Here is a 20467-nt window from a genome sequence, read left to right as displayed (position 1 = left end):
CAGCCGGCGATCAGCCGGCGATCAGGGTCGGGCCGTCCTGGGCCTCCGGCTCCGGGCGGGGAGCGGTGAGGAGTTCGGCCAGGTGAGTGGCGATCGCGGTGATGGTGGGCTGCTGCCACAGCAGGGTCGCCGGGAGGCGGCAGCCGAAGCGCCGTTCCAGGCGGCGGCGGACCATGACGGTCATCACCGAGTCCAGCCCCTGCTCGACGAGCGGACGCCGGAGCGCCAGATCGTCGGGGTCCAGCCGCATCACGGCCGCGATCTCCGCACGGACCTCGGGCTGCACGCGCTCGCGCAGCTCCTCGGGTGACAGGCCGGTGAACGACTCGGCGGGGCCGCGCGGGTCGTCCTCCGCCGGGGCGGGGGCGTCGATCACCGGGTAGCGCAGGCCCGTGAGGTGGCCCAGCACGCGGCCGTCCACGTCTGCGATCAGCGCCCGTACGGTGTCCTCCGCCTCGGGGTCCATCGCCGCGTCGATGATCACCGTGGCCGGCGGCGTGCCGGTCAGGACCACCTCGTCGATCCGCACCACCATCCGCAGCACCGGCTCTCCGGGGAACACGCAGGGCGCGACGGACATCGCCGCGTCCAGCGCCGCCGACCAGCTCCCCCGCTCCCCATGGACGGTGGCGCGGAGGGCGCCCTCGGCGCCGAGGAGGGTCCCGATCGTCCAGTCGAAGCCCGTGGACGGGACTCCGACGGAGGCGAGGCGCTGGTGGACGTAGCCAGGGTCGAGGGGGCGCAGGTCGCCGGCGTCCGGGAGGACGTCTGGCTTGACCTGGCGGGCGGCCGACACGTCGGCGGCGGCGTGCACGAGCCAGGCCGGTTCAGGCTCGCCGGGGGCCGCCGGGGTGCGGGCGGCGAGGCGGACGGCCGGGGGTTCGTGGACGACCTGGATCTCCCGGCGTTCCGCGGTCATCAGGGGGTGCAGCATCTCGACGCCGGTCAGCGTGACGTCCTCGTCCGGCCCCTGGGCGGCCGCTCGCAGGAAGGTGTTGACCAGGACGGCGGCCGGCACGATCTCGACGCCGTTCAGCGCGTGGCTGCCCGGGTAGGGGCGGTCGGCGTCCTGGAGGCTGGTGCGCCACACGCGGACGTCGCTGCCGGCGACGCTGGTCACGGCGCCCAGCAGGGTGTGGGAGTCCGCGTCGTGGCCCGGGTGGTCGTTCGAGGCCGAGGAGTCGCGCCAGTGGCGGCGGTGCTGCCAGGCGTACGGGGGCAGCGTGGTCAGGCCGCCGGACGGCTGGAGGCGCCGCCAGTCCACCTCGACGCCGTGGCAGTGGGCGGTGCCGACCGCGATCTCGAAGGTGGGCAGTTCGGGCTGGTTGCGGCGCAGGGTGGTGCCGACGAAGACGTCCTCGTACCCGTGCTCCGACAGCGTCTCGGTGACCGAGTGCGCGACCACGGGGTGCGGTGAGATCTCCAGGAACACGCGGTGGCCGTCCTCGGCGGCGGCCGCCGTCGCCGCGGCCAGCCGTACGGGGTCGCGCAGGTTGGCCGCCCAGTACGCGCTGTCCAGCACCGGCGTGGACCGGGGGTCGGGCAGCGTGGTCGTGTACATGGGGATGCGCGGCGCGCCGAACGCGAGCCCGGCGGTGGCGGCGGCCAGCTCGACGGCCAGCGGCTCCATCTGCGGGCTGTGGAAGGCGACGTCGGAGGCGACCCGCCGGACGATGATGCCCTCGGCGGGCCACTCGTCCAGCACGGCCTCGACGGCGGCCGGGTCGCCGGACAGCACCGTGGACCCGGGCGCCGACGCGATGGCCGCCACCAGGTCGGTACGCCCGGCCAGCCGCTCCGACGCCTCCTCGAACGACAGCCCGACCATGGCCATGGCGCCCTTGCCCGCGGCCTGGCGCAGCAGCCGGGAGCGGCGGCAGATGAGACGGGCGCCGTCGGCGACGCTCATGGCGCCGGCGGTCACCGCGGCGGCGATCTCGCCGACGGAGTGCCCGATGACGGCCACGGGTTCGACGCCGTAGGCGTTCCAGAGCCGGGCGAGGCCGAGCTGCATGACGAAGATCATGGTCTGGACGCGGTCGATGGCGTCGAGGTCGCCGCCGGTCAGGACCTGGCGGGGGGAGAACCCGATCTCCTCGTCGAAGATCGGCTCGACCTCGTCGACCAGCGCGGCGAACTCCGGCACGGCCAGCAGCTCACGCCCCATCCCGCGCCACTGGCACCCCTGCCCGGCGAACACCCATACGGGCCCGGGCCCGAGGTCCGGCAGCACGTCCCCGGTGATGACGGTCTCGGCGGGCACGTCGTCGGCAAGCCTGCGCAGTGCGGCGACGAGGTCGTCCCGCCCGGCGGCGGTCACGACCGCACGGCGCGCCAGGTGGGTACGGCGCAGCGCCAGCGTGTGCCCGACCGACGCCGGCCCAGCTCCGGCATCGGAAGACGCCGGCCCGGACCCGCCCCAAGGAGAGCCCGGCTCGGACGACGCCGGACCGGGTCCGGTTTCGAGGTGGCCGGCGAGGCGGGCCGCGTACCCGCGCAGGGCCTGGGTGGAGGCGGCGGACAGGGGGAAGAGGCGCTCGCCCGCATCCCCTTCCTCGGGTCGCTCTTCGACGGGAGGCGCCTGTTCGAGGAGGATGTGGGCCACCGTGCCGCCGTAGCCGAAGCTGGACACGCCCGCCCTGCGGGGGTGGTCGCGGGCCGGCCAGGCGGTGGGCTCGGTCACCACGCGCAGGCCCGAGCTCTCCCATGGGATGGCCGGGTTCAGGGTGGTCAGGACGGTCGGCGGGATCTCGGCGCGGTGCAGGGCGAGCACGGCCTTGATGACGCCGGCGATGCCGGCCGCGCCTTCGAGGTGGCCGATGTTCGACTTGACCGAGCCGATGAGGCACGGGTCGCCGACGGGACGGGCGGCGCCGTAGACGGCCGACAGCGCCGCGGCCTCCAGCGGGTCGCCGAGCCGGGTGCCGGTGCCGTGCGCCTCGACGTAGTCGACGGTGGACGGCTCGACCCCGGCCTGCCGGCAGGCGCGGGCCATCACGTGCTCCTGGGCCTTGCCGCACGGCGCCATGATGCCGTTGGTGTGGCCGTCCTGGTTGACGGCGCTGCCGATGACGAGCGCGAGGACGCGGTCGCCGTCGCGCCGCGCGTCCGACAGCCGCTTGAGCACGACGACGCCGCAGCCCTCGCCGCGCCCGTAGCCGTCGGCGGCGGCGTCGAACGACTTGGAGCGCCCGTCGGGCGCGAGGGCGCCCGCGGTGCCGAGGGTGAGGGTCTGGCCGGGCGTGGCGAGCAGGTTGACGCCGCCGGCCAGGGCGACGTCGCTCTCGCCGAGCCGCAGGCTCTGGGCGGCGAGGTGCAGGGCGACCAGCGACGCCGAGCAGGCGGTGTCGATCGCCATGCTGGGGCCGCGCAGGTCGAGGGAGTAGGAGACGCGGTTGGCGACGGCGCAGGTGGCGGCGCCGATCCCGGTCCACGCCTCGATCTGGGGCAGGTCTTCGAGCAGCCGGCCGCCGTAGTCGGCGGTGCAGACGCCGACGAACACGCCGGCGTCGGTGCCGGCCAGCGTGTGCGGCGGCACGCCGGCGTGCTCCAGGGCCTCCCACGCGGTCTCCATGAGCAGGCGCTGCTGCGGGTCCATCAGCTCGGCCTCGCGCGGCGACAGGCCGAAGAACTCGGCGTCGAAGCCGTCGATGTCGCGCAGGAAGCTGCCATGACGTACGGCGTCGCGCAGCGCGGCGGCGTCCTCGGGACTGCGCCGCTCGTACGGGCGCCACCGGCCGCCGGGCAGCGGCGCGGTGGTGTTGCGGCCGGCGCGCAGCAGGTCCCAGAACTCGTCCGGTGCGTGCACGTCGCCGGGCAGGCGGCAGCCGATGCCGATCACCGCCACGGGTTCTGGACGGTCTGCGCGGGGGCTGTCGGCCATGCGCGTCGGTTTCCCTTCGGTGTTCAGAGCCATTGAGGGGTGTCGATGATCTCGATGACGGCGCCGGAGACGGTCACGCCGGGCCCGGTGCCCAGCATGAGCAGGTGGTCGCCTGGGCCGAGCCGGCCGGTGATGAGCAGGTGGTCGAGGGACAGGACCTGGTCGGCGGCGCCGCAGTGGCCGATGGTGCGGCCGTAGTCCCAGGTGGAGCGGGACATGGGCAGGTCGAGCAGGGCCATGCAGCGCTGCTCGACGATCTCCCGCGAGTAGTTCATGAACGCGACCTGGGTGAGGTCGGCGGCCTGGATGCCGCTCTCGGCGAGCAGTTGTTCGACGACCTCTTCGAGGGCCCGCTGGATGGAGAACAGCGCGGCGGTGGCCTCACCGGTGGGCATGACCTGGCGGCGGAACTGGTCGTTGCGGGCGGCGAAGCTCATCTTCCTGCCGACGGTGACGCCGGGCGGGAAGAGGGGTTCGCTGCCCCGGTGCAGCTCCTCGGCCTCGGTCACGGTCGTCGTGCAGACGGACGCCAGGCGGGCGAAGCCGGGCTCCTTGGTCAGGACGAGCGCGGCGGCGGCGTCGCCGCCGATGTAGCCGGGGCCCATGCGCCAGCGGTCCATGAGCGGGGTGCCGTAGTTGTCGGCGGCCACCAGCAGGGCGGCGGGCCGGGCGGGGTCGGCGTGCAGGTGGCCGGCCGCGAGCTGGAGGGCGATGAACATGCCGTTGCAGCCCTGCCGGATCTCGGTGGCCAGGGCGTCGCCGCCGACGAGGTGGCGTTGCAGGTAGGAGTGCGGTGGCCAGCCGTCGGGGCCCTGGTGCCAGGTGGAGGCGTACAGGAGGAGGCCGAGGTCGCCGGGCGCGCGGCCGCTGCGCTTGAGCGCGCTGCGCGCCGCGTGCAGGGCCATCTCGGGCGCCGGCGTGTCGCCGGCCACGGCCGCGCCGCCGAGCTGGTGCAGGTCGGCCTCCTCGGCCGGGTACCAGCCCTTGGCGACGGCCTTCTCGACGCTGACGACGGTGCGCGGGAGGTAGGTTCCCACGCCGCCGATGTAGGTGTCCGCGTACCGCATGCCTGCTCCCCGCTACACGGATTCGAGTTCGGTGACCATCGCGGCGATGGTGGCGACGTCGCGGAAGTTCTCGGGGTCGAGCTTGGCGGCGGGGACGAGGACGCCGAGGTCCTTGCGGAGGTAGTTGAGCAGCCGCGCGGTGCGCAGGGAGTCGAGCAGGCCGGAGGCGAGCAGCGGGGTGGTCGCGTCGATGGTGAGGTCGTCGCCGTCCTGGACGAGGTTGTCCTGGATGAAGGCGATCAGCTTTTCGGTGAGCTCGGTCATGCGCGGGTTTCCTTCGTGACGGGGCGGGGGGAAAGGACGCGGAAGGCCGCCGCGGCGACGGAGGTGCCGGAGCCGAACCCGACCATGAGCAGGTGGTCGCCGGCCTTGAGCCCGCCGGTCGCGAGCAGGTGCTCGAAGGCGATGAACTGGTCGACGGCGCCGCAGTGGCCGACGCGCCGCCCGTAGTCCCAGGTCGTCTGGTCCTCCTCGATGCCCAGCCAGGACATCTGCCCGTCGAGGTCCTCGCGCCTGCCGTGCGGGAAGGCCACCCGCGTGATGTCGCCGAGCTCGATGCCGGCCTCGTCGAGGGTCTGCTCTACCTGCTGCATCATCGTCTTCTGGATGGTCAGGTGGATGCCGGTGCCCTGTTTCTCGAGCAGCTTCTGGCGGAACTCCTCGTGCCGGTCGGAGAAGCTGAGCCCGCGCCCGACGGTGGCGTCCGGGGGGAACAGCGGGTAGGCGCCGTCGTTGACCGCGTCGGCCTCGGGGATCACGGCGACGTTGACCGACAGGAGCTCGGCCATGCCGTACTCCTTGCCGAGGATCATCGCGGCGGCGGCGTCGCCGATGAGCGCGCCCGGGGTCATCCGCCAGCGGTCCACCAGCGGGGTGCCGTGGTTGTCGGCGGAGACGACCATCGCCGTCTCGCGCGCGTCGTCGGCGCGCAGGTAGCCGGCGGCCAGCTCCAGCGAGCTGATCATGCCGACGCAGCCGCTCCTGATCTCGAAGGCGGGCACGTGGCCGCCGAGCAGGTGCTGCTGCAGGTAGTGCTGGGGCTGCCAGCCGTTCGGGCCCTGGTGCCAGACCGACGGGTAGAGCAGCAGGTCGAGGTCGCGGGGCGCGGACTCGTCCCAGCGGTCGTAGGCGTCGAGGACGGCGAGCCGCGCCATCTCGGGCGCCGGCATGTCTCCTGCCACGGCCGCGCCGAGCTGCCGGTAGCGCTCCGCCTCCTCCGCCGGGTACCAGCCCTCGCGGACCGCGTGCTCGACGCTCACGCTCTCCGGTACGTGGACGCCGAGGCTTCTGACGAACATATTCGAGGTACGCACACGTCCCCTTTACTCATCGACGATCCCGGACGACGGCCCTCGGGCACGGGAAGGCGGCCGCTGCTGAATGGCGCGGGGTCCGGGGATATCAAGGGCCCGCCCGGTGGGTGAGAAACCGTGAAATGGGCCGGCGGGCCGTTTTCACGGCAAGGATAGGGGCGGCCCGCCGGGCGAGGCAATGGCGGTGTCCAGTATTTGGTCGGCGACATATCGTGACCGGCGCCGGACGGAACGTATTGCATTACCGGCGCTTTTCCACGGCGTTTCGCCGAATGCAATTCGGAATGCGTGCGGCGCCGGGCCCGCGCCTTTCCGCGCGGGCCCGGCGCGGCGGTCTCAGCCGAGCACCCTGGTGCAGGTGACGCCGTTCATCTTGAACTGGGCGGGCGGGTTGTTCGAGCCGGTGGCGGTGGCCGAGAAGCCGAAGCTCTGGCTGGAGCCGGGGCCGATGTAGGTGTTGTGTCCCGCGTCGCGGGCGGTCACCTGGGCGCCGGCCTGGGTGACGGTGGCGTTCCATGCGCTGCTGATCGCCTGGTTGCCCGGCCAGGTCCAGGTGATGGTCCAGCCGGTGACCGGGGTGGTGCCGGTGTTCCTGACGGTCACGCTGCCGTTGAAGGCGCCGTTCCACGCGCCGGTCGCGTACGTGACCTCGCAGGAGGTGCCCAGTTGCAGGCCGCCGCGCAGGAACGTGGTGAAGTTGCTCCATGTGGCGTTGAGCGTGCCGACGCGGCTGGTCTCGCTGCAGTTGGCGGTGGTGCGGACGGTCTCGGCGCCGTACTGAGCGGGGTCCATGATCTGGTCCATCATGTGGTCGGCGGCCGGCACCGAGACGAACGTGGCGCGCCCGCACTGCGCCTTGATGCGGTTGAAGAGCAGCTCGCTCTGCCCGTGCGGCACCAGGAAGTCGGCCTGGCCGTGCAGGAACAGCAGCGGCGGGTCGTTGGCGTCGACGTACGTCATGGGGTTGGCCTGCGCGACCGTCCCCGGGCACGTCTGGATCGCGCAGCCGACCAGCAGCGACTCGGGAGAGGCCGGCGAGTTGTGGTCGAGGCCGCCGCCCGGCAGGTTCTGGGCGTTCATCTGCAGGAAGTCGGTGGGGCTGTAGAAGGCGAGCCCGGTCTGCACGGCGCTGGAGACGCCGGTGACGCCGATGTTGCCTTCGAGCGCGGCGACGCCGCCGGAGAAGACCGCCATCTCGGTCAGCCAGCCGCCCGACGAGTCGCCCGCGATCGCGAAGCGGTTGGGGTCGAGCTGATACGTGGCCGCGTTGGCGCGCAGCCACCTGATGGCCGCCTTGATGTCGTGCACCTGGGCGGGGAAGATCGCCTGGGTGCTGCTGCGGACGCTGACACCGGCCACGGCGAAGCCGAGCGGGTTGAAGATGGCGGCGATCGCGTCGGCGCCCGCCTTGCCGTCGTCGCTGCTCCAGGCCGAGCCGGTGTGCCAGATGAGCAGCGGTCTCGGCGCGGTGCCGGTGTCGGGGAGGTAGAGGTCGAGCAGGTGCCCTCGGCTGCCGGCGGGCTGCGCGGGTGCGTACGCGATATCGGTGACGACCTGCGCTGCGTGCGCCGGCCGGGGTAAGGCTGCTGAGAGACCGACGGCTGCCAGCAGGGCCATCGCCATGCAGACGATCGTGGCCGTGCGGGGTCGAGCGTGCATGGTGCGGCTCCGGATGATCGGCTCACTCGATATGGGCGGCGCCGACCATATGACACCGGAGCGAGAATGGTCAAAGTTTTCCCGCCCGCCCTCCAATGCAACGATAAACCTGCATAAATCGTACTTAAGCACCAAGATCAGCACGGGAGTGTACAGGAGGTCGGATACCCGCCCCCGAGGCGTTCGACGGCCGTTTTCCTACATCCCGAAACAGTGACGCTGACATTACCAGCGGTGATCATGCTGGAAAAGGGCTGGAAAAGGCTGCTGTTGAATCACGCCTGACAATTCTCACGGCGCTGGGTAAGTGATATTGTCCGGCGTCATGATCCCCCCAGTCCCAGGAGGACGAATGCGTAAGGCCCGCGCAGTTGTCAGCACCACCATCATGGCGCTCGCACTGTCGCTGACGATCGGCGCCACTCCGGCACAGGCCACCACCCAGCTCGTCGGCGTCTTCAAGAACCAGTCAGACTGCGAGCGGGTCGGCCGCCAGGGCGTCGCCCAGGGCTGGTGGCACGCCTACAAGTGCGAGTGGGAGAGCCGCTACCGCTACTACTTCCTCTACACCTGACGCACGCGACCGCCCCGGCCCGTGGGGACGGACCGGGGCGGCAGGGGCGGCAGGGGCGGCAGGCCGTTCAGGGCATGGGGATGCGCAGCCGCGCGCCCTCGTCTCCCGGCGCGGTGCCGTGCGCGCCGGGCCGGTGGCGGGCCAGCAGGTCGAGGCCGAGGCGGGCGCGGCGCACCCGTTCGCGGGAGAGCGCCACGGTGGTGGGCAGCAGGTGGGTGCCCGCCGGGTAGACGTCGGGTGCGTTGCGCAGGCCGAACTTGACGTGCACCGGCGCGGCGACCTCGACGAGGGTGGGCAGCTCGTAGTGGCGGACGAAGCCGCCGACGTTGTCGGGCGCCTCCACGTACACGTCGAGCGGGATGTCCACGGCGGCGCGGATCGCGGCGATCTGCGCGAGCGTCAGGTCGGTGGGCAGGTTGAGGCTGTCGGCGCCGAGGTCCTCCAGCACGCGCGCCGACTCGGGGTTGGCGGCGGGCAGCATGACCGAGACCTTGGCCTGCATGTCGGGCGGCAGGTGCCCGGCGGCCCTGAGCCTGCCGAAGATCGAGAGCACGCCGAGGTCGGCGATGAGCACGCTGCGGAAGCCGTGCTCGGCGGCCCGCAGGATCTCGTCGAGCACCGCCGCGACCTGGTCCTGGCCGCGCGCGGCCGGCGCGAGGATGGAGCCGGCGGGGCTGCGGGCCATCGCGGAGGCGTCCCAGCCCGCGCAGGGCCGGGCGAAGAGACTGACCTCGACACCCGCTGAGGCGGCCAGCGCGGCCATCTCCCCCAGCTCGGCATCGGTGAGCAGGCCAACGCCGGTGCCCTGGGAGACGCGGGTGACCGGCACGTCGAGTGTGCGCGCGGCCTCCAGCACGGCCGCCAGACACTCGGGGCCCTCGACGCTCGGGATCTCCACGCGGTACTGCGCGCCGTCCGGGAACCGGCGTGACGAGGCGGGCAGGTCGTGCCGGTCGCCGTCCGGCAGCCCGAGCGCGGTCAGCAGCTCGGCGGGGCGCGGCAGGTTCGCGGTCATGACCGCACCGCCCCGATGTCGGCGCCGTCGCGGCGTTCCCAGCCGTCGCCTACGAGGTTGAAGTGCGCGTCCGTACGGGGATGCGCGGGGCGCGCCTCGCCGACGCGGCGTAGCCCGTCGTCGGTGGTGAGCTCGACGAACGTCGGCTCCCGCCACGGGGTGCCGACGACGATGGTCTCGACTTCGGTGATCTTCACTGTGTCTCCAAGGGATGAGCAGGCGGCTGCCCGGAGCGGGGTCGGCCCTGGCCGTCGGCGATGGGCAGGGCGAGGAAGGCGCGCAGGTCCATGCGGGTCTGGACGAGGTGCTCGCGCATGGCCGCGGCGGCGGCGCGGGCGTCGCGCTCGCGTACGGCGGCCAGGATGCGGGCGTGCTCGTCCATGATGTCGCCCATCGAGCGCCCCCTGGCGAGGTGGCCGCGCAGGCTGCGCAGCCGGCTCTCGTGCATGGGCTCGTCCATCGCCTCGATGAGGAAACTGATCATCTGGTTGCCGCTCGCGGCGGCGAGCACGGCGTGGAAGCGCACGTCGGCCTGGTTGAACGACTCCGCGTCGATGGCCTGCCGCATGGTGTCGTAGGCCAGCTCGAGCGAGGACAGCGCGGTGCGGGTGGCCTGCTGGGCGGCGAGCGTGGCGGCGTGCACCTCCAGCGCCAGGCGTACCTCGACGAGTTCGAGCAGGTTGCGCGGGTCGCGGCGCAGGGAGGCGGCGAAGAAGCCGCTCAGCGGGGCCGCGTTGGGGTGGGCGACGGCGGGACGCCGGCCGCGGCGCACTTCGAGCAGGCCGCGGGCCTCCAGCGTGCGTACGCCCTCGCGGACGGTGAGCCGGCTGACGCCCATCGCGGTGGCCAGCTCGCCCTCCGACGGGAGGAACTGACCCGGCCGCAGGTCGCCGTCGAAGATCAGCTCCTCCAGGTGCCGCACCACGCCCGCGGTGCGCGACTCGCCGTTCAGCTCAGTGTCATCGGCCATCGTTCCCCTGCCGAGTCCGGCATGTCGGGCCCCGGTCCGTCCGGTTCCCTGCCACTGCTCGACCTTCTCACGACTAGGACTGACATACATATCTGATAAATCCACACCGAGCAGTCGGCACCACGAGCCGACAGAGCACCGGTTTCACCGGGATATCGCACGTCACAGCCGTGCCGGGAACGGCGAGATGCGCCAAAGCTCTCGCACGGTTATCTGATGAGTGCCAAGGCAGCCGGAACCAAGGGCCCGTCCGCGATGCGCGGCTGGACGCGCGCCGCCTAGGACGCGTCCCGCCGGCTGAGCGACAGGCCGTGCTCGTCGGCGAACGCCCGCCGGCACAGGCCGTTGCAGAAGCCGTACCGGACGCCCTCGTGCACCAGGGTGAGCGCCGGGTCGTCGAGCGTCACGGCCATACCGCAGACCGGATCGATCGCCTCCGTCTTCTCGGCACCCTTGTCCCGGTACGGGCGGGAGACCAGTTCCATGAGGTCCATGCTGCTCATCTCCCTGCCGAAGATGCCGATGCCGCCCTCCGTGACGCCCTCCAGCAGGACGACCGCGTGCGGCTCGCGCTCCAGGCGTCCCGGGTCGCGGCCGGCGGCACGTTCGGTCTCGGCCAGCACTCCGGTGACGATGCGCGGGATGGGCTCGCACATGTCCTTGCGCCACGACGCGGGGACGGTGACGCGGACGAGGTAGCGCGGCGGGTCGGCGGGAGCCTGCCGGTCGCCGAGCACCCAGGTGGCGGGCTCGTGCACCAGGACCTGCGTGATCGTGCGCTGGGCGTCGATCACCTCCTTGGCGTGGCTGCCGTCGTCCTCGACCATGAGCGTGTCGATGAGGCGGCGGCCCAGCTCCTGCTGCTCCTGCTCGCTCAGGGCTCCTTTGGGTACGTACACGTCGATCAGCAGCATCTCGCGTCCTTCTTCTCGGCCAGTCCCTTCCACCATGCCCCCTAGGGGTATCGAGGGTCATCCTTCTCAAGGATGAGCCGCCCGTACCGCGCGGGGAGTAGCTCAGTGGCCGGCGAGGTCCCGCACGGTGGCGGCCCCGGAACGGATCACCCAGACCCCGTCGCCCCCGCCGATCACGTCGGAGCGGGCCCGGAGATGCTCGACGTCCACGCCGTCCGGCCACCACGTCCCCGCCTCCGACCACCGCACCCCCTCCAGCTCGACGTCCGACAGCCGCACCGCGCGCAGGTCGGAGGTCGTGAAGTCGTCGAGGAACTGGCACACCGTGTCCTGGCTCAGCGCGACCTCGCGGCCCAGCCGGTCCCTGATGGCGGCGAGCACCCAGGCGAGCGTGTGTGCGACGAGCGTACGCGTGCCCTCGTGCAGGCCGCCGAGATCGCGGGTGAGGCAGCGGACGAGCTGGCCCGCGAGGTCGCCGTCGAGGTCGCGTTCGAGCGCGTGGGCCAGGTCGAGCACCAGGCCGAGCTCCCTGGCGTGGTCGAGGGCGTGGGCGAGGTGGGCGGCGGTGATCCCGGCGCCGGCGCACCGGGCGATCGCCTGGGCCAGGTCGTCGGCGCGCTCGCGGTCCGCGTGCAGGTGGCGGACGAGCTGGTGCGCGAGCACGCAGGCCCGCCTGCGATCGGCCTGCGGGCGGTCGACGTGGCAGGTCAGTTTGCGGGCCAGGTGGAGGTCGAGGCCCAGGGCGTGGTGGTGGTCGAGCGCGCGGGTGAGGAGACGGTGCGCGGTGCGGACCCGCGGGTGCTGCCGCAGGGCCAGCCGCTCCTTAGCGTCGATGGACGGGAAGGCGTGCTCGCGGCCGGGCCTCGGCACCTCCTCCCTGCCCCCGCCACCCGCGAGCAGGATCGCGCCGAGTCCCGCCTCGACGTCGAGCACCTCGGCCAGGCCGTCGAGCTGGGCGGCGTGACGGGAGTGCAGCAGCACCTCACGCAGCCCGGCCTCGATGTCCAGCAGGCCGTGCAGCTCGTCGATCAGCGCGTTGGGCCACAGGTCGAGCCGTCCTGCGTCATCCTGGCCCGGGGCGAGCATCACGATCCTCCTCCGCGCGTGCGAGGTGGGCGATGGTGGCGCGGCGGGCCTTCTTGAGGCTGGCGCTCACCGCGTTGGGCGAGATGCCGAGCTCCTCGGCGATCTCGGCGGGCGTGTAGCCGCTGAGCGTCCAGGCCATGACCTGGCGCTGGCGGGGCGGCAGGGTGCGCAGCGCCTGCTCGATGTCCTGCCTGGCCTCCCACGCCGCGGCCTCCTCGGGGCGGGGCAGGAGCGCCGTCGGCTCGGGCACCGGGTCCAGCGCCTCCTCGCGCGTCTCCGTGCAGTGCCGGACCAGGGCCCGCGAGGCGACGGTCCGCACCCACGCGGGCGGGTTGTCGATCTCCGGCCAGTGCTGGTACGCCTTCGTCATCGTGTCCTGGGCGATGTCACCGGCCACGCAGATCCTGGCGCCCTGGTTGATGAGGAAAGCGACCAGGCTGTGAATGGCGCTGCGATAGAACGAGGAGAATTCGAGATCGGTGGCGTGGAGGGTCTCCGCCCTGGTTTCCTGGCGCGACGGGCTCAGCCCCTCCTGGGCGTCGGGGTCGCTCATGGGGCCGCATCTGCTCTCGTGGAAAATGTCAGATTTATCGTGACGTGGTGCGATTTTCCATGCTTTTCTACGAGTTGTAGCCGCCCCTCGCCCGCGGCGACCTCGGGGAGCCGTACGAGGTGACGCCCCTGGACCCGGGCATGCCGCAGCTGCCACCGCAGCCGCAGCCATAACGCCAGCAGCGCACCCGCCTGAGCGGTGACGACCGAGATGATGGTGACCACGGCGGTGAGCGTATCCATATGCGGGCCCTTCTGGGACGGTTATCCGGTCTATGTATAAGAGCTCGGAAGCACCGTCGGAATGAACTCGCCAACGGAAATTGTTGGCCGCCAGACCACCCGGGAAATAGCCAGATATCCCCGCAAATTACCCGGCGTCGCCCGCGCAACCGCAGGTCATTTGACGGCGGCCAGATCGACGATCACATACTTGTCGCCCCGCCTGAACACGACGAGATCGTCACCCGGAGCCGTGCGGTACCGGGTGCCGGTGTCCACCCCTTCGACGACGACCGCGGTCTTGGTCGTGACGTCGTGGACCAGCGCGCGGCCGAGCGCATACGCCACGGCGAACCGATCGCGCAGCAACGGCTGCGGGGGCATCCCCGTCGCGTCCACCGCACCCTGCGCACGGCCGTCGCGCCCCAGCACCCGCGCCGAGAACGAGCCGTCCGCCCGCACGATGCAGCGGGTGACGCCGCACGCCACGGCGGAACCCGGACCGGGCGCTCGGCGAGTCTCCCCCGTCTCGACGTTCTTGACCGACTGGTACGGCGTCTGCCTCGGATCAGAAGGACCGGGCGAGCCCGCCCAGGGCCAGCTCAGAAGGTGCCGCCCCCGAGTGCCCTCGACCCGTTTCACCGCTCCCCCGGCGGCGACGAACACCCCGTCATCCCCCGCCGACCAGGCAAGCCCCTTCGGCGTGACGGCGAGCCCGGTGACCAGCCCGGCCCGTGAGGGCGGCGGCAGCACGGCCGACGCCACCCGCCGCACCGTGCCCCCACCCACCGGCACGGCCCAGAAATCGGCGGTCCTCTTCTTGCCGCCACGCGCCGTCCGCGCCGTCCACCAGGCGATCCGGCCGTTGCCCACGGTGAAGCCGGCCGGGAAGAGCGTGGTGCCCTTGGGCAGCGGGACGTCGGCGAGCTTCACCGTCTTGCCGCTGCGAAGGTGGCGGACGTACAGACTCTTCCCGGCGCTCAGGAGCAGCCTGGTGGCATCCAGCATGAGCCGCGGCCGCACCTGCCCACCACCGGGCAGGCGCCGCGGCACCTCATGCACGACCTTCTCCAGAGGCTCGGCGGCCCCAGCGTGCGCGGCGGCCCCCGGGCACAGGCCCATGGCCACGGCGACCGCCACACCCGAAGCCGTCACAAGGCGAACCCCGCGAGCTGAACCATCAGCCATCTCGTGTCCTCGATGTAGGGGCGCAGGGGACGGTCGATGCTACGGCGAACGTTTGGAGTGGATCAAGCACGGCCGTGGGCGAGCCGGCGCCCGATGCCCCCCCGAGCCGAGGTGGAAGCGTCAGTCGAGGAGTTCGACGTAGCCGTCGCTGCCGTGAACACGGATGCGTTGGCCGTCGCGGATCAGGTGGGTGGCGCGGTCGACCGCCACGACGGCGGGCAGGCCGTACTCGCGGGCGATGACCGCCCCGTGCGTCATGAGGCCGCCGACCTCCGTGACCAGTCCGGCGACGGCCACGAACAGCGGGGTCCAGCTGGGGTCGGTGTAGGCGGTGACCAGGATGTCGCCCTTTTCGAGCCTCGCCTGGGCCATGTCGGTGACGACGCGGGCCCGGCCTTCGACGGTGCCGGCTGAGACGGGCATGCCGGGCAGTGCGCCGGGCGGGAGGTCGGCGCGGCGGTACTGGCCGGTCAGCGCCTCGCCGTCGGAGGTGATGACGCGGGGCGGGGTGAGCGTCTGGTGGGTGCGGAACGCCTCGCGCCGCTCGCGGATGAGCGCGGCGTCCGCCTTGCCGGTGCGGACGGCGTCCCGCAGCTCGTCGAAGCGCAGGAAGTACAGGTCGGACGGCTCGCGCAGCACGCCGGCCGCGACGAGCCTGCCGGCCTCGCCGAGCAGCGCCTGCTTGTAGACGAAGTAGCGGCTGATCATGCCGAACTTGGGGTATTCGCGGTAGCCGGTGAAGGTGCGGACGCGGTCGATCATCCGCTTGGTCTGCTCGGCCTTGTGCTCACCGTCCGGCAGGGCGCGCAGGCGGGTCAGGACGTCCCGCTCCTTGCGCCGCGCCTCCTCCAGGCCGCGCTCGAAGTGCTGCTTTCCCGCTCCGGGCGGGAAGCCGGCGACGTTGCCGAGGAGGGCGGGCAGCAGCTCGGCGGGGTTCTCGCTCCAGCGGGTCCTGGTGATGTCGATCTCGCCGGCGCAGCGCATGCCGTACGTGTCGAGGTAGGCGACGATGGCGTCGCGGGCCTCGGGGCCGCCGGGCAGGCCGGCCAGCTCGTCGAGGAAGGCGGCGCCCTCGGGACGCTCGTCGGCGACGCGGCCGAGGAACGCGACGACCTCGGCGTGCGGGCGTACGACGTCGGCGACGTCGAGCAGGGCGAGCCCCATCTCGGCGGTGACGTTGTGCGGGACGGACTGGGAGAGCACGTTGGCCGCGTTCTTCTCGCCGAGCCACTCTTCGAGGTGCTCGTTGAGCCAGACGGCGGCGTTCATGCCGGCCATGATGACCTGGGTGCCGCGCGGGTCGAACAGCAGCCGCCGCAGCTCGCCGAAGTCGTCATGGATGAAGTCGAGCAGCTCGGGCCCGGTCAGCCCGGCGATCGCGCGCCTCAGGGCGGCCACCGAGTCGGCGTTGGTCCTGATCAGCTCGGTGACGATCTCCGGGTCGGTCTCGATCTCGCCGGGCGGGGCGAGGGTGGGCGGCAGGTCGGTCTCAGCGTCCTCCCGCAGCGGTACGAAGCCACGGTCGAGCACGGTCTGGACGGCGTCCAAGAACAGCGGGTCCGCCGTGCGCATGGCCTCCAGGAACGCGGCCCGTCCGCCAGGAGTGGCCACGATGGGGGCCGCGTCGGCGAACAGCCGCCCGCCCGCCTCCTGCATCGGCCGCGGCGTGGTGAGCTGCCACACCGACAGGCCGAGCGGGCGCATGGCGTCGGTCATCATCTGCTGGTGGCCGACGGAGAGGTAGAGGTGCGGGCCCTCGTCGCCGGCGTCGGGGATGGGGAAGAGGGTGGTGATGGCCCGGCTCTGCACGATGTGGAAGCCGTCGCCGGTCAGGCACCACTCGATGTCCTGCGGATGGCCGAAGTGAGCCTCGATGCGCCGGCCGAGGCGTACGAGCTCGACGGCCTGCTCGTCGGTGAGCGCAGGCGCGGTCTGCCGCTCGGGCTCGACCGGTACGTCCCGCGTGCCGCCGTCCCGCGCCGCCAGCACGGCGTGGGCCTTGGTGGCGACCTGCGCGGTCAGCACGCGGTCGTCGCGGACGGTGTAGACGTCGGCGGGGGCCTGGCCGGAGACGAGGGCGTCGGCGAGCCCCCACACGGCCTCCACCGTGGCGACCTTCCTGTTGGAGGTGACGGGGTCGGCGGTGAACAGCACGCCGGCCGCCTCGGGGGCGACCATGCGCTGCACGACCACGGCCATCTGCACCTTGCGGTGGTCGAAGCCGTTGCGGGCGCGGTAGGTCACCGCGCGCTCGGTGAACAGGGAGGCCCAGCAGCGCCGTACGTGCCGCAGGACCTCCTGGGGGCCCGTGACGTTGAGGTAGGAGTCCTGCTGGCCGGCGAAGGACGCGGTCGGCAGGTCCTCGGCGGTGGCGCTGGAGCGTACCGCGCAGGGGGTGTGCTCGCCGAGCCGGGCGAGCGCGGCGGCGATCTCGGCGGCGAGGTCCCCGGGGATGGTGACGTCCTCGACGGCCCGGCGCACGGCGGCGCTCAGCTCGGCGATGGCCGCGCGGTCGGCGGGGTCGGCGGCGGCCAGCAGGTCGAGGTGCGGTTCGATGGCGGCGGCCACGACCCGCCGGTAGGCGTCGGTGGTGACGCAGAAGCCGTCCGGCACGCGTACGCCGTCGACGCGGGAGAGCTCGGCCAGGTGGGCTCCCTTCCCGCCGGTGTGCGCGGCGTCGGTCGCGTCGGCCTGGTCGAAAGCCAGCACAAAAGGCACGTCCGTTGCTCCAGAGTGTCGTCGGGGCGAATGGCAACGGGCAGTATGAACCATTTCCCGGTTTCTCATGAGGCGCGCTCATCTGCTATAAAGTGAAACTGGCCGGAGGTTTCCCGCCACTCCCCCATCACTGCTGTTGAGCGCCGTACGACTCCAGCAGCGCGGCCACCTCGTCGGCCTCCGGCGCACCCGTCGCACGTAAAATCTCCAGCGCCTCCCGCCACGCGTCCACGGCGGCGGCCAGGTCCCCGGTGTCGCGGTGCACGTCGCCCAGCGCGCGCAGCGCCAGCCCCTGCCGGCGCGGCGCGGGGATCGCCTGGCAGATGCCGATGACCTCGCGCAGCGTGGCGGCGGCCTCGTTCGTACGGCCCTGCCTGCGCCACAGCTGCGCCGTGGTGAACAGCACGCGGGCCTGACCCACGTGGTCGTCGGTGTCGCGGTAGATCGCGAGGCTGCGCAGCAGCAGCCGCTCGGCGCCCGCGACGTCGTCCCGTGCCAGCCTGGCCTCGGCCAGGCCCAGCGCCGCGTACGCGATGCCGCTCGGGAACCCGAGCGCGTCCAGCCCGTCGAGCGCCTGGCGGAAACTGCCCTCGGCGGCGGCCAGATCGCCGCGGGCCAGCTCGATCTCCCCCAGCACGATCCTGGTGAACTCCCGCGAGCGCACGTCCCCGGTGTCGTCGGCGAGCCCGATCGCCCGCCGGATGAACGGCTCGGCCAGCTCCAGCCGGTTCTGGTTGAAGTGGATGCGGCCGATGCCGCGCACGACGGTGATCTCCGTGCTGCGGTCGCCGGCCCGCGCGAGACCGTCGGCCGCCGCCTCGTAGTGAGCCAGCGCGTCGGCGTTGCGGCCCTGGAGGCGGGCCAGCTCGGCCAGGGTGACCAGGGCCAGCGCGTGCCCGTACCGGTCGTCGGCCTTCTCGAACAGGGCCAGGGCCTCCTCCAGGGCGGCCGCGCAGCCGGTCAGGTCGTCTTGGGCGAAGTGCAGGCGGGCCAGGCCGTGCAGCATGGCGGCCTGGCCGCGGACGTCGCCCGACAGGCGGGCGGCGTGCAGGGCGGTCTCGTGGGTGGCGAGCCACTCGTCGCGCAGGCCGCGGGTCTCGAACAGGCTCATGGCGCTGGTGGCCCAGTCCCAGCACAGCTCGCCGAAGCCGAGGGCGGCGCACTGGCGGACGCCGGCGACGACGTTGGCCCGCTCGGCCTCGATCCAGGCGAGCGGGTCGCGTACGAGGCGGCCGGGGGTGTCCGGCCGCCAGACGATGCCGCCGCCGTGCACGACCCGGTAGTCGCCGCCGCACAGCCGGACGTGCGCGTGCCTGGTCAGGGCCAGCCAGCCGCTGAACACGCGGCGCAGCGCCGCCGCCCGCTCGTGCTCGTCCTCCTCCGCCTCGGCGCGTTCGCGCGCGTACGCCCTGGTCAGGTCGTGGAAGCGGAACCGGACGGCCCCGTCGGCGCCCTGGCCGGCCACTTCGAGCAGCCGCACGTCGGCGAGCTGCTCGATCAGCTGCTCGGCGGCGTCCTCGGAGACGTCGAGCAGCGCGGCCCCGGCCCAGACGGGGAAGTCGGGAGCCTCCAGCAGGCCGAGCCGGCAGAACATGCGCTGCGCCTGCGGCGGCAGGCCCTGGTAGCCGACGCCGATGCTGGCCCTGACCTCGTCGGAGCCGTGGGCGAGCTGGCTGAGCCGGCCGCGGACGTCGCTCATGCGCGAGACCAGGTGACCGAGGTCCCAGTAGGGGCGGGCGGCGAGCTTGGCGCCCGCGATGCGCACGGCCAGCGGCAGCCCGCCGCACAGGCGTACGAGGTCGCGGGCCTCGTCGGGCGCCTCCGCTGTCCTGTCGGCGCCGATGATGTTGCCGAGCAGCTCGACCGCGTCCTCGACGGGCAGCACGCCGAGATCGACGCGCTGCGCGGCGGGCAGCGTGGCCAGCCGGTGCCTGCTGGTGATCAGGACGGCGCAGCCGCGTGTGCCCGGCATCAGCGGGCGCAGCTGGGCCTCGCCGGCCGCGTTGTCGAGCACCACGAGGTGGCGCGAGTCGGCGATCCGCTCGCGGTAGAGCTCGGCGCGCTGGTCGAGGTCGGCGGGCAGCGCCGAGCTGTCCATGCCGAGCGCGCGCAGGAACCTGGCCAGCGCCTCGGCGGGGTCGAGCGGGTGCCGCTCGCAGCCGCGCAGGTCGATGTAGAGCTGGCCGTCGGGGAACTCGCTTCGCAGCCGGTGCGCGACGTGCACGGCCAGCGTGGTCTTGCCCACGCCGCCCGGCCCCGAGATGGCGCTGACCGGCAGCGCGGAGGAGTCCTCGCGCGCCGACAGCAGGGCGGCCGTCACCGCGGCCGCCTCGGCGTGCCGGCCGACGAAGTCGGCGTGTCCTGGCGGGAGCTGGCAGACCGGCCTGCGCTGCTCGGGACCGGCCGCCGGCAGGGCGTCGTCCAGGATGACGGCGTGCAGCCGCCGCAGCTCCTCGCCCGGCTCGATGCCCAGCTCGCCGACCAGCCGCTCGCGCGCCTGCCGGTACGCCTCCAGCGCCCGGTGCCGCTGCCCGGCCCGCGCGTAGCCGAGCATGAGCAGCCGCCAGGCGCGCTCGCTCAGCGGCTGCTCGGCGAGGAACGGCCGCAGCTCGCCGATCACCTCGGTGTGCAGGCCGATGCCGAGCATCGCCTCGGCCCGGTCGAGCCGCGTCTCGTCGAGCCGCTCGTCCAGCTCCGCCACCCGCGACAGCGCCCAGTCGTGCAGCTGCACGCCCTCGGCCGGCCGGCCCCGCCACACCTCCAGCGCCCGCTCGAACCGGCGCACGGCCGCGGCGAGGTCGCCCTGCTCCACCTCGGCCCGCGCCCGCCGCGTCTCCTGCTCGAAGACGAGCAGGTCGAGCTCCTCGGGAGCGACCTCCAGCAGGTATCCGGGACCCACCGTGGACAGGCTGATGTCGGTGCCGAACGTCTTGCGGATGCGTGCGACGTGCGTCTGCAGGTTAGGCACCGCGGAGGCGGGCGGCGTCTCCCACAGCGCGTCGATCAGCCGCCTGCGCGAGACCGGCACGTTGGCGTTGAGGAGCAGCGCGGTCAGCAGCGCGCACTCCTTGCCCTTGAGCGCGACCTCCCGCCCGTCCGCCCGGCACGCGTGGACGGGACCGAGGATGCCGAACGTCGCTCCCGCCATGACCTCCCCTGGATCGAGCTCCGGGTCACCAGTAAGCGGGCAAACGGTCACGCCCGTCAAGGTGCCGGTCATGATCACCCGCAGGTGTCACGATAGGGCAGATCGGGCAGGTAACGCGGCCATCGCTCCCGATCCAGGCCGCCGCCGGTCACCGGGCA

Annotated in this window: 16 protein-coding genes; 1 reads left to right on the top strand and 15 read right to left on the bottom strand. The window is 72.8% G+C overall.

The features are described from left to right. Positions 1-10 precede the first annotated feature (10 nt). From ACFFR3_RS37810 to ACFFR3_RS37790, 5 genes are all read right to left on the bottom strand, one after another. Positions 11-3883: a type I polyketide synthase gene (locus ACFFR3_RS37810; protein ID WP_379484690.1), complete on the bottom strand. Its 3873-nt coding sequence runs from the start codon at positions 3881-3883 to the stop codon at positions 11-13. Between the two features lie 23 nt (positions 3884-3906). Next, positions 3907-4950: a ketoacyl-ACP synthase III family protein gene (locus ACFFR3_RS37805; protein WP_345385158.1), complete on the bottom strand. Its 1044-nt coding sequence runs from the start codon at positions 4948-4950 to the stop codon at positions 3907-3909. A 12-nt stretch (positions 4951-4962) separates the two neighbouring features. Beyond that, positions 4963-5214 (bottom strand): acyl carrier protein, encoded by a 252-nt coding sequence (locus ACFFR3_RS37800; protein ID WP_379484689.1) that lies wholly within the window; start codon positions 5212-5214, stop codon positions 4963-4965. Beyond that, on the bottom strand, positions 5211-6263 hold the full coding sequence (locus tag ACFFR3_RS37795) for a ketoacyl-ACP synthase III family protein (RefSeq protein ID WP_364382019.1): 1053 nt from the start codon (positions 6261-6263) through the stop codon (positions 5211-5213). Before ACFFR3_RS37795 ends, ACFFR3_RS37800 begins: the two co-directional genes overlap by 4 nt. Positions 6264-6599: 336 nt before the next feature. Then, complete coding sequence (locus ACFFR3_RS37790; protein ID WP_345385160.1) at positions 6600-7922, bottom strand: cellulose binding domain-containing protein; 1323 nt, start codon at positions 7920-7922, stop codon at positions 6600-6602. A gap of 352 nt (positions 7923-8274) precedes the next feature. Here ACFFR3_RS37790 and ACFFR3_RS37785 point away from each other — a divergent pair, with 352 nt between their 5' ends. Next, positions 8275-8496 (top strand): hypothetical protein, encoded by a 222-nt coding sequence (locus tag ACFFR3_RS37785; RefSeq protein WP_355426658.1) that lies wholly within the window; start codon positions 8275-8277, stop codon positions 8494-8496. A gap of 67 nt (positions 8497-8563) precedes the next feature. Here the strand turns inward: ACFFR3_RS37785 and ACFFR3_RS37780 are convergent, their stop codons facing one another. The 10 genes from ACFFR3_RS37780 to ACFFR3_RS37735 form a co-directional block, all read right to left on the bottom strand. Beyond that, positions 8564-9511, bottom strand: a complete 948-nt coding sequence (locus ACFFR3_RS37780) for a U32 family peptidase (protein ID WP_345385162.1) — start codon at positions 9509-9511, stop codon at positions 8564-8566. Continuing rightward, positions 9508-9708, bottom strand: a complete 201-nt coding sequence (locus ACFFR3_RS37775; protein WP_364382012.1) for a hypothetical protein — start codon at positions 9706-9708, stop codon at positions 9508-9510. Before ACFFR3_RS37775 ends, ACFFR3_RS37780 begins: the two co-directional genes overlap by 4 nt. After that, a complete protein-coding gene (locus tag ACFFR3_RS37770) occupies positions 9705-10481 on the bottom strand; it encodes a FadR/GntR family transcriptional regulator (RefSeq protein WP_364382009.1) in 777 nt (258 codons plus the stop codon). Before ACFFR3_RS37770 ends, ACFFR3_RS37775 begins: the two co-directional genes overlap by 4 nt. A gap of 278 nt (positions 10482-10759) precedes the next feature. Then, complete coding sequence (locus tag ACFFR3_RS37765) at positions 10760-11395, bottom strand: hypothetical protein (protein ID WP_345385164.1); 636 nt, start codon at positions 11393-11395, stop codon at positions 10760-10762. A 102-nt stretch (positions 11396-11497) separates the two neighbouring features. Continuing rightward, complete coding sequence (locus ACFFR3_RS37760) at positions 11498-12484, bottom strand: hypothetical protein (protein ID WP_364382006.1); 987 nt, start codon at positions 12482-12484, stop codon at positions 11498-11500. After that, the gene (locus tag ACFFR3_RS37755) at positions 12459-13034 is read right to left on the bottom strand and encodes a sigma-70 family RNA polymerase sigma factor (RefSeq protein WP_364382003.1); all 576 of its coding nucleotides are present in this window, start codon (positions 13032-13034) and stop codon (positions 12459-12461) included. The genes ACFFR3_RS37760 and ACFFR3_RS37755 overlap by 26 nt, the downstream gene beginning before the upstream one ends. After that, complete coding sequence (locus tag ACFFR3_RS37750; RefSeq protein WP_379484688.1) at positions 13031-13258, bottom strand: hypothetical protein; 228 nt, start codon at positions 13256-13258, stop codon at positions 13031-13033. Before ACFFR3_RS37750 ends, ACFFR3_RS37755 begins: the two co-directional genes overlap by 4 nt. A gap of 174 nt (positions 13259-13432) precedes the next feature. After that, positions 13433-14410, bottom strand: coding sequence for a hypothetical protein (locus ACFFR3_RS37745; RefSeq protein ID WP_379484687.1), 978 nt, complete (start codon positions 14408-14410; stop codon positions 13433-13435). 153 nt (positions 14411-14563) lie between these two features. After that, the gene (gene rph, locus ACFFR3_RS37740; protein ID WP_379484686.1) at positions 14564-17161 is read right to left on the bottom strand and encodes a rifamycin-inactivating phosphotransferase; all 2598 of its coding nucleotides are present in this window, start codon (positions 17159-17161) and stop codon (positions 14564-14566) included. A 127-nt stretch (positions 17162-17288) separates the two neighbouring features. Further along, complete coding sequence (locus ACFFR3_RS37735; protein WP_345385171.1) at positions 17289-20309, bottom strand: AfsR/SARP family transcriptional regulator; 3021 nt, start codon at positions 20307-20309, stop codon at positions 17289-17291. Positions 20310-20467: the final 158 nt, after the last annotated feature.

Source organism: Nonomuraea salmonea (assembly GCF_042428605.1).
GTDB lineage: Bacteria > Actinomycetota > Actinomycetes > Streptosporangiales > Streptosporangiaceae > Nonomuraea > Nonomuraea salmonea.
Note: the sequence above shows the minus strand (reverse complement) of the source record. Positions and strands in the feature narration are given on the sequence as shown.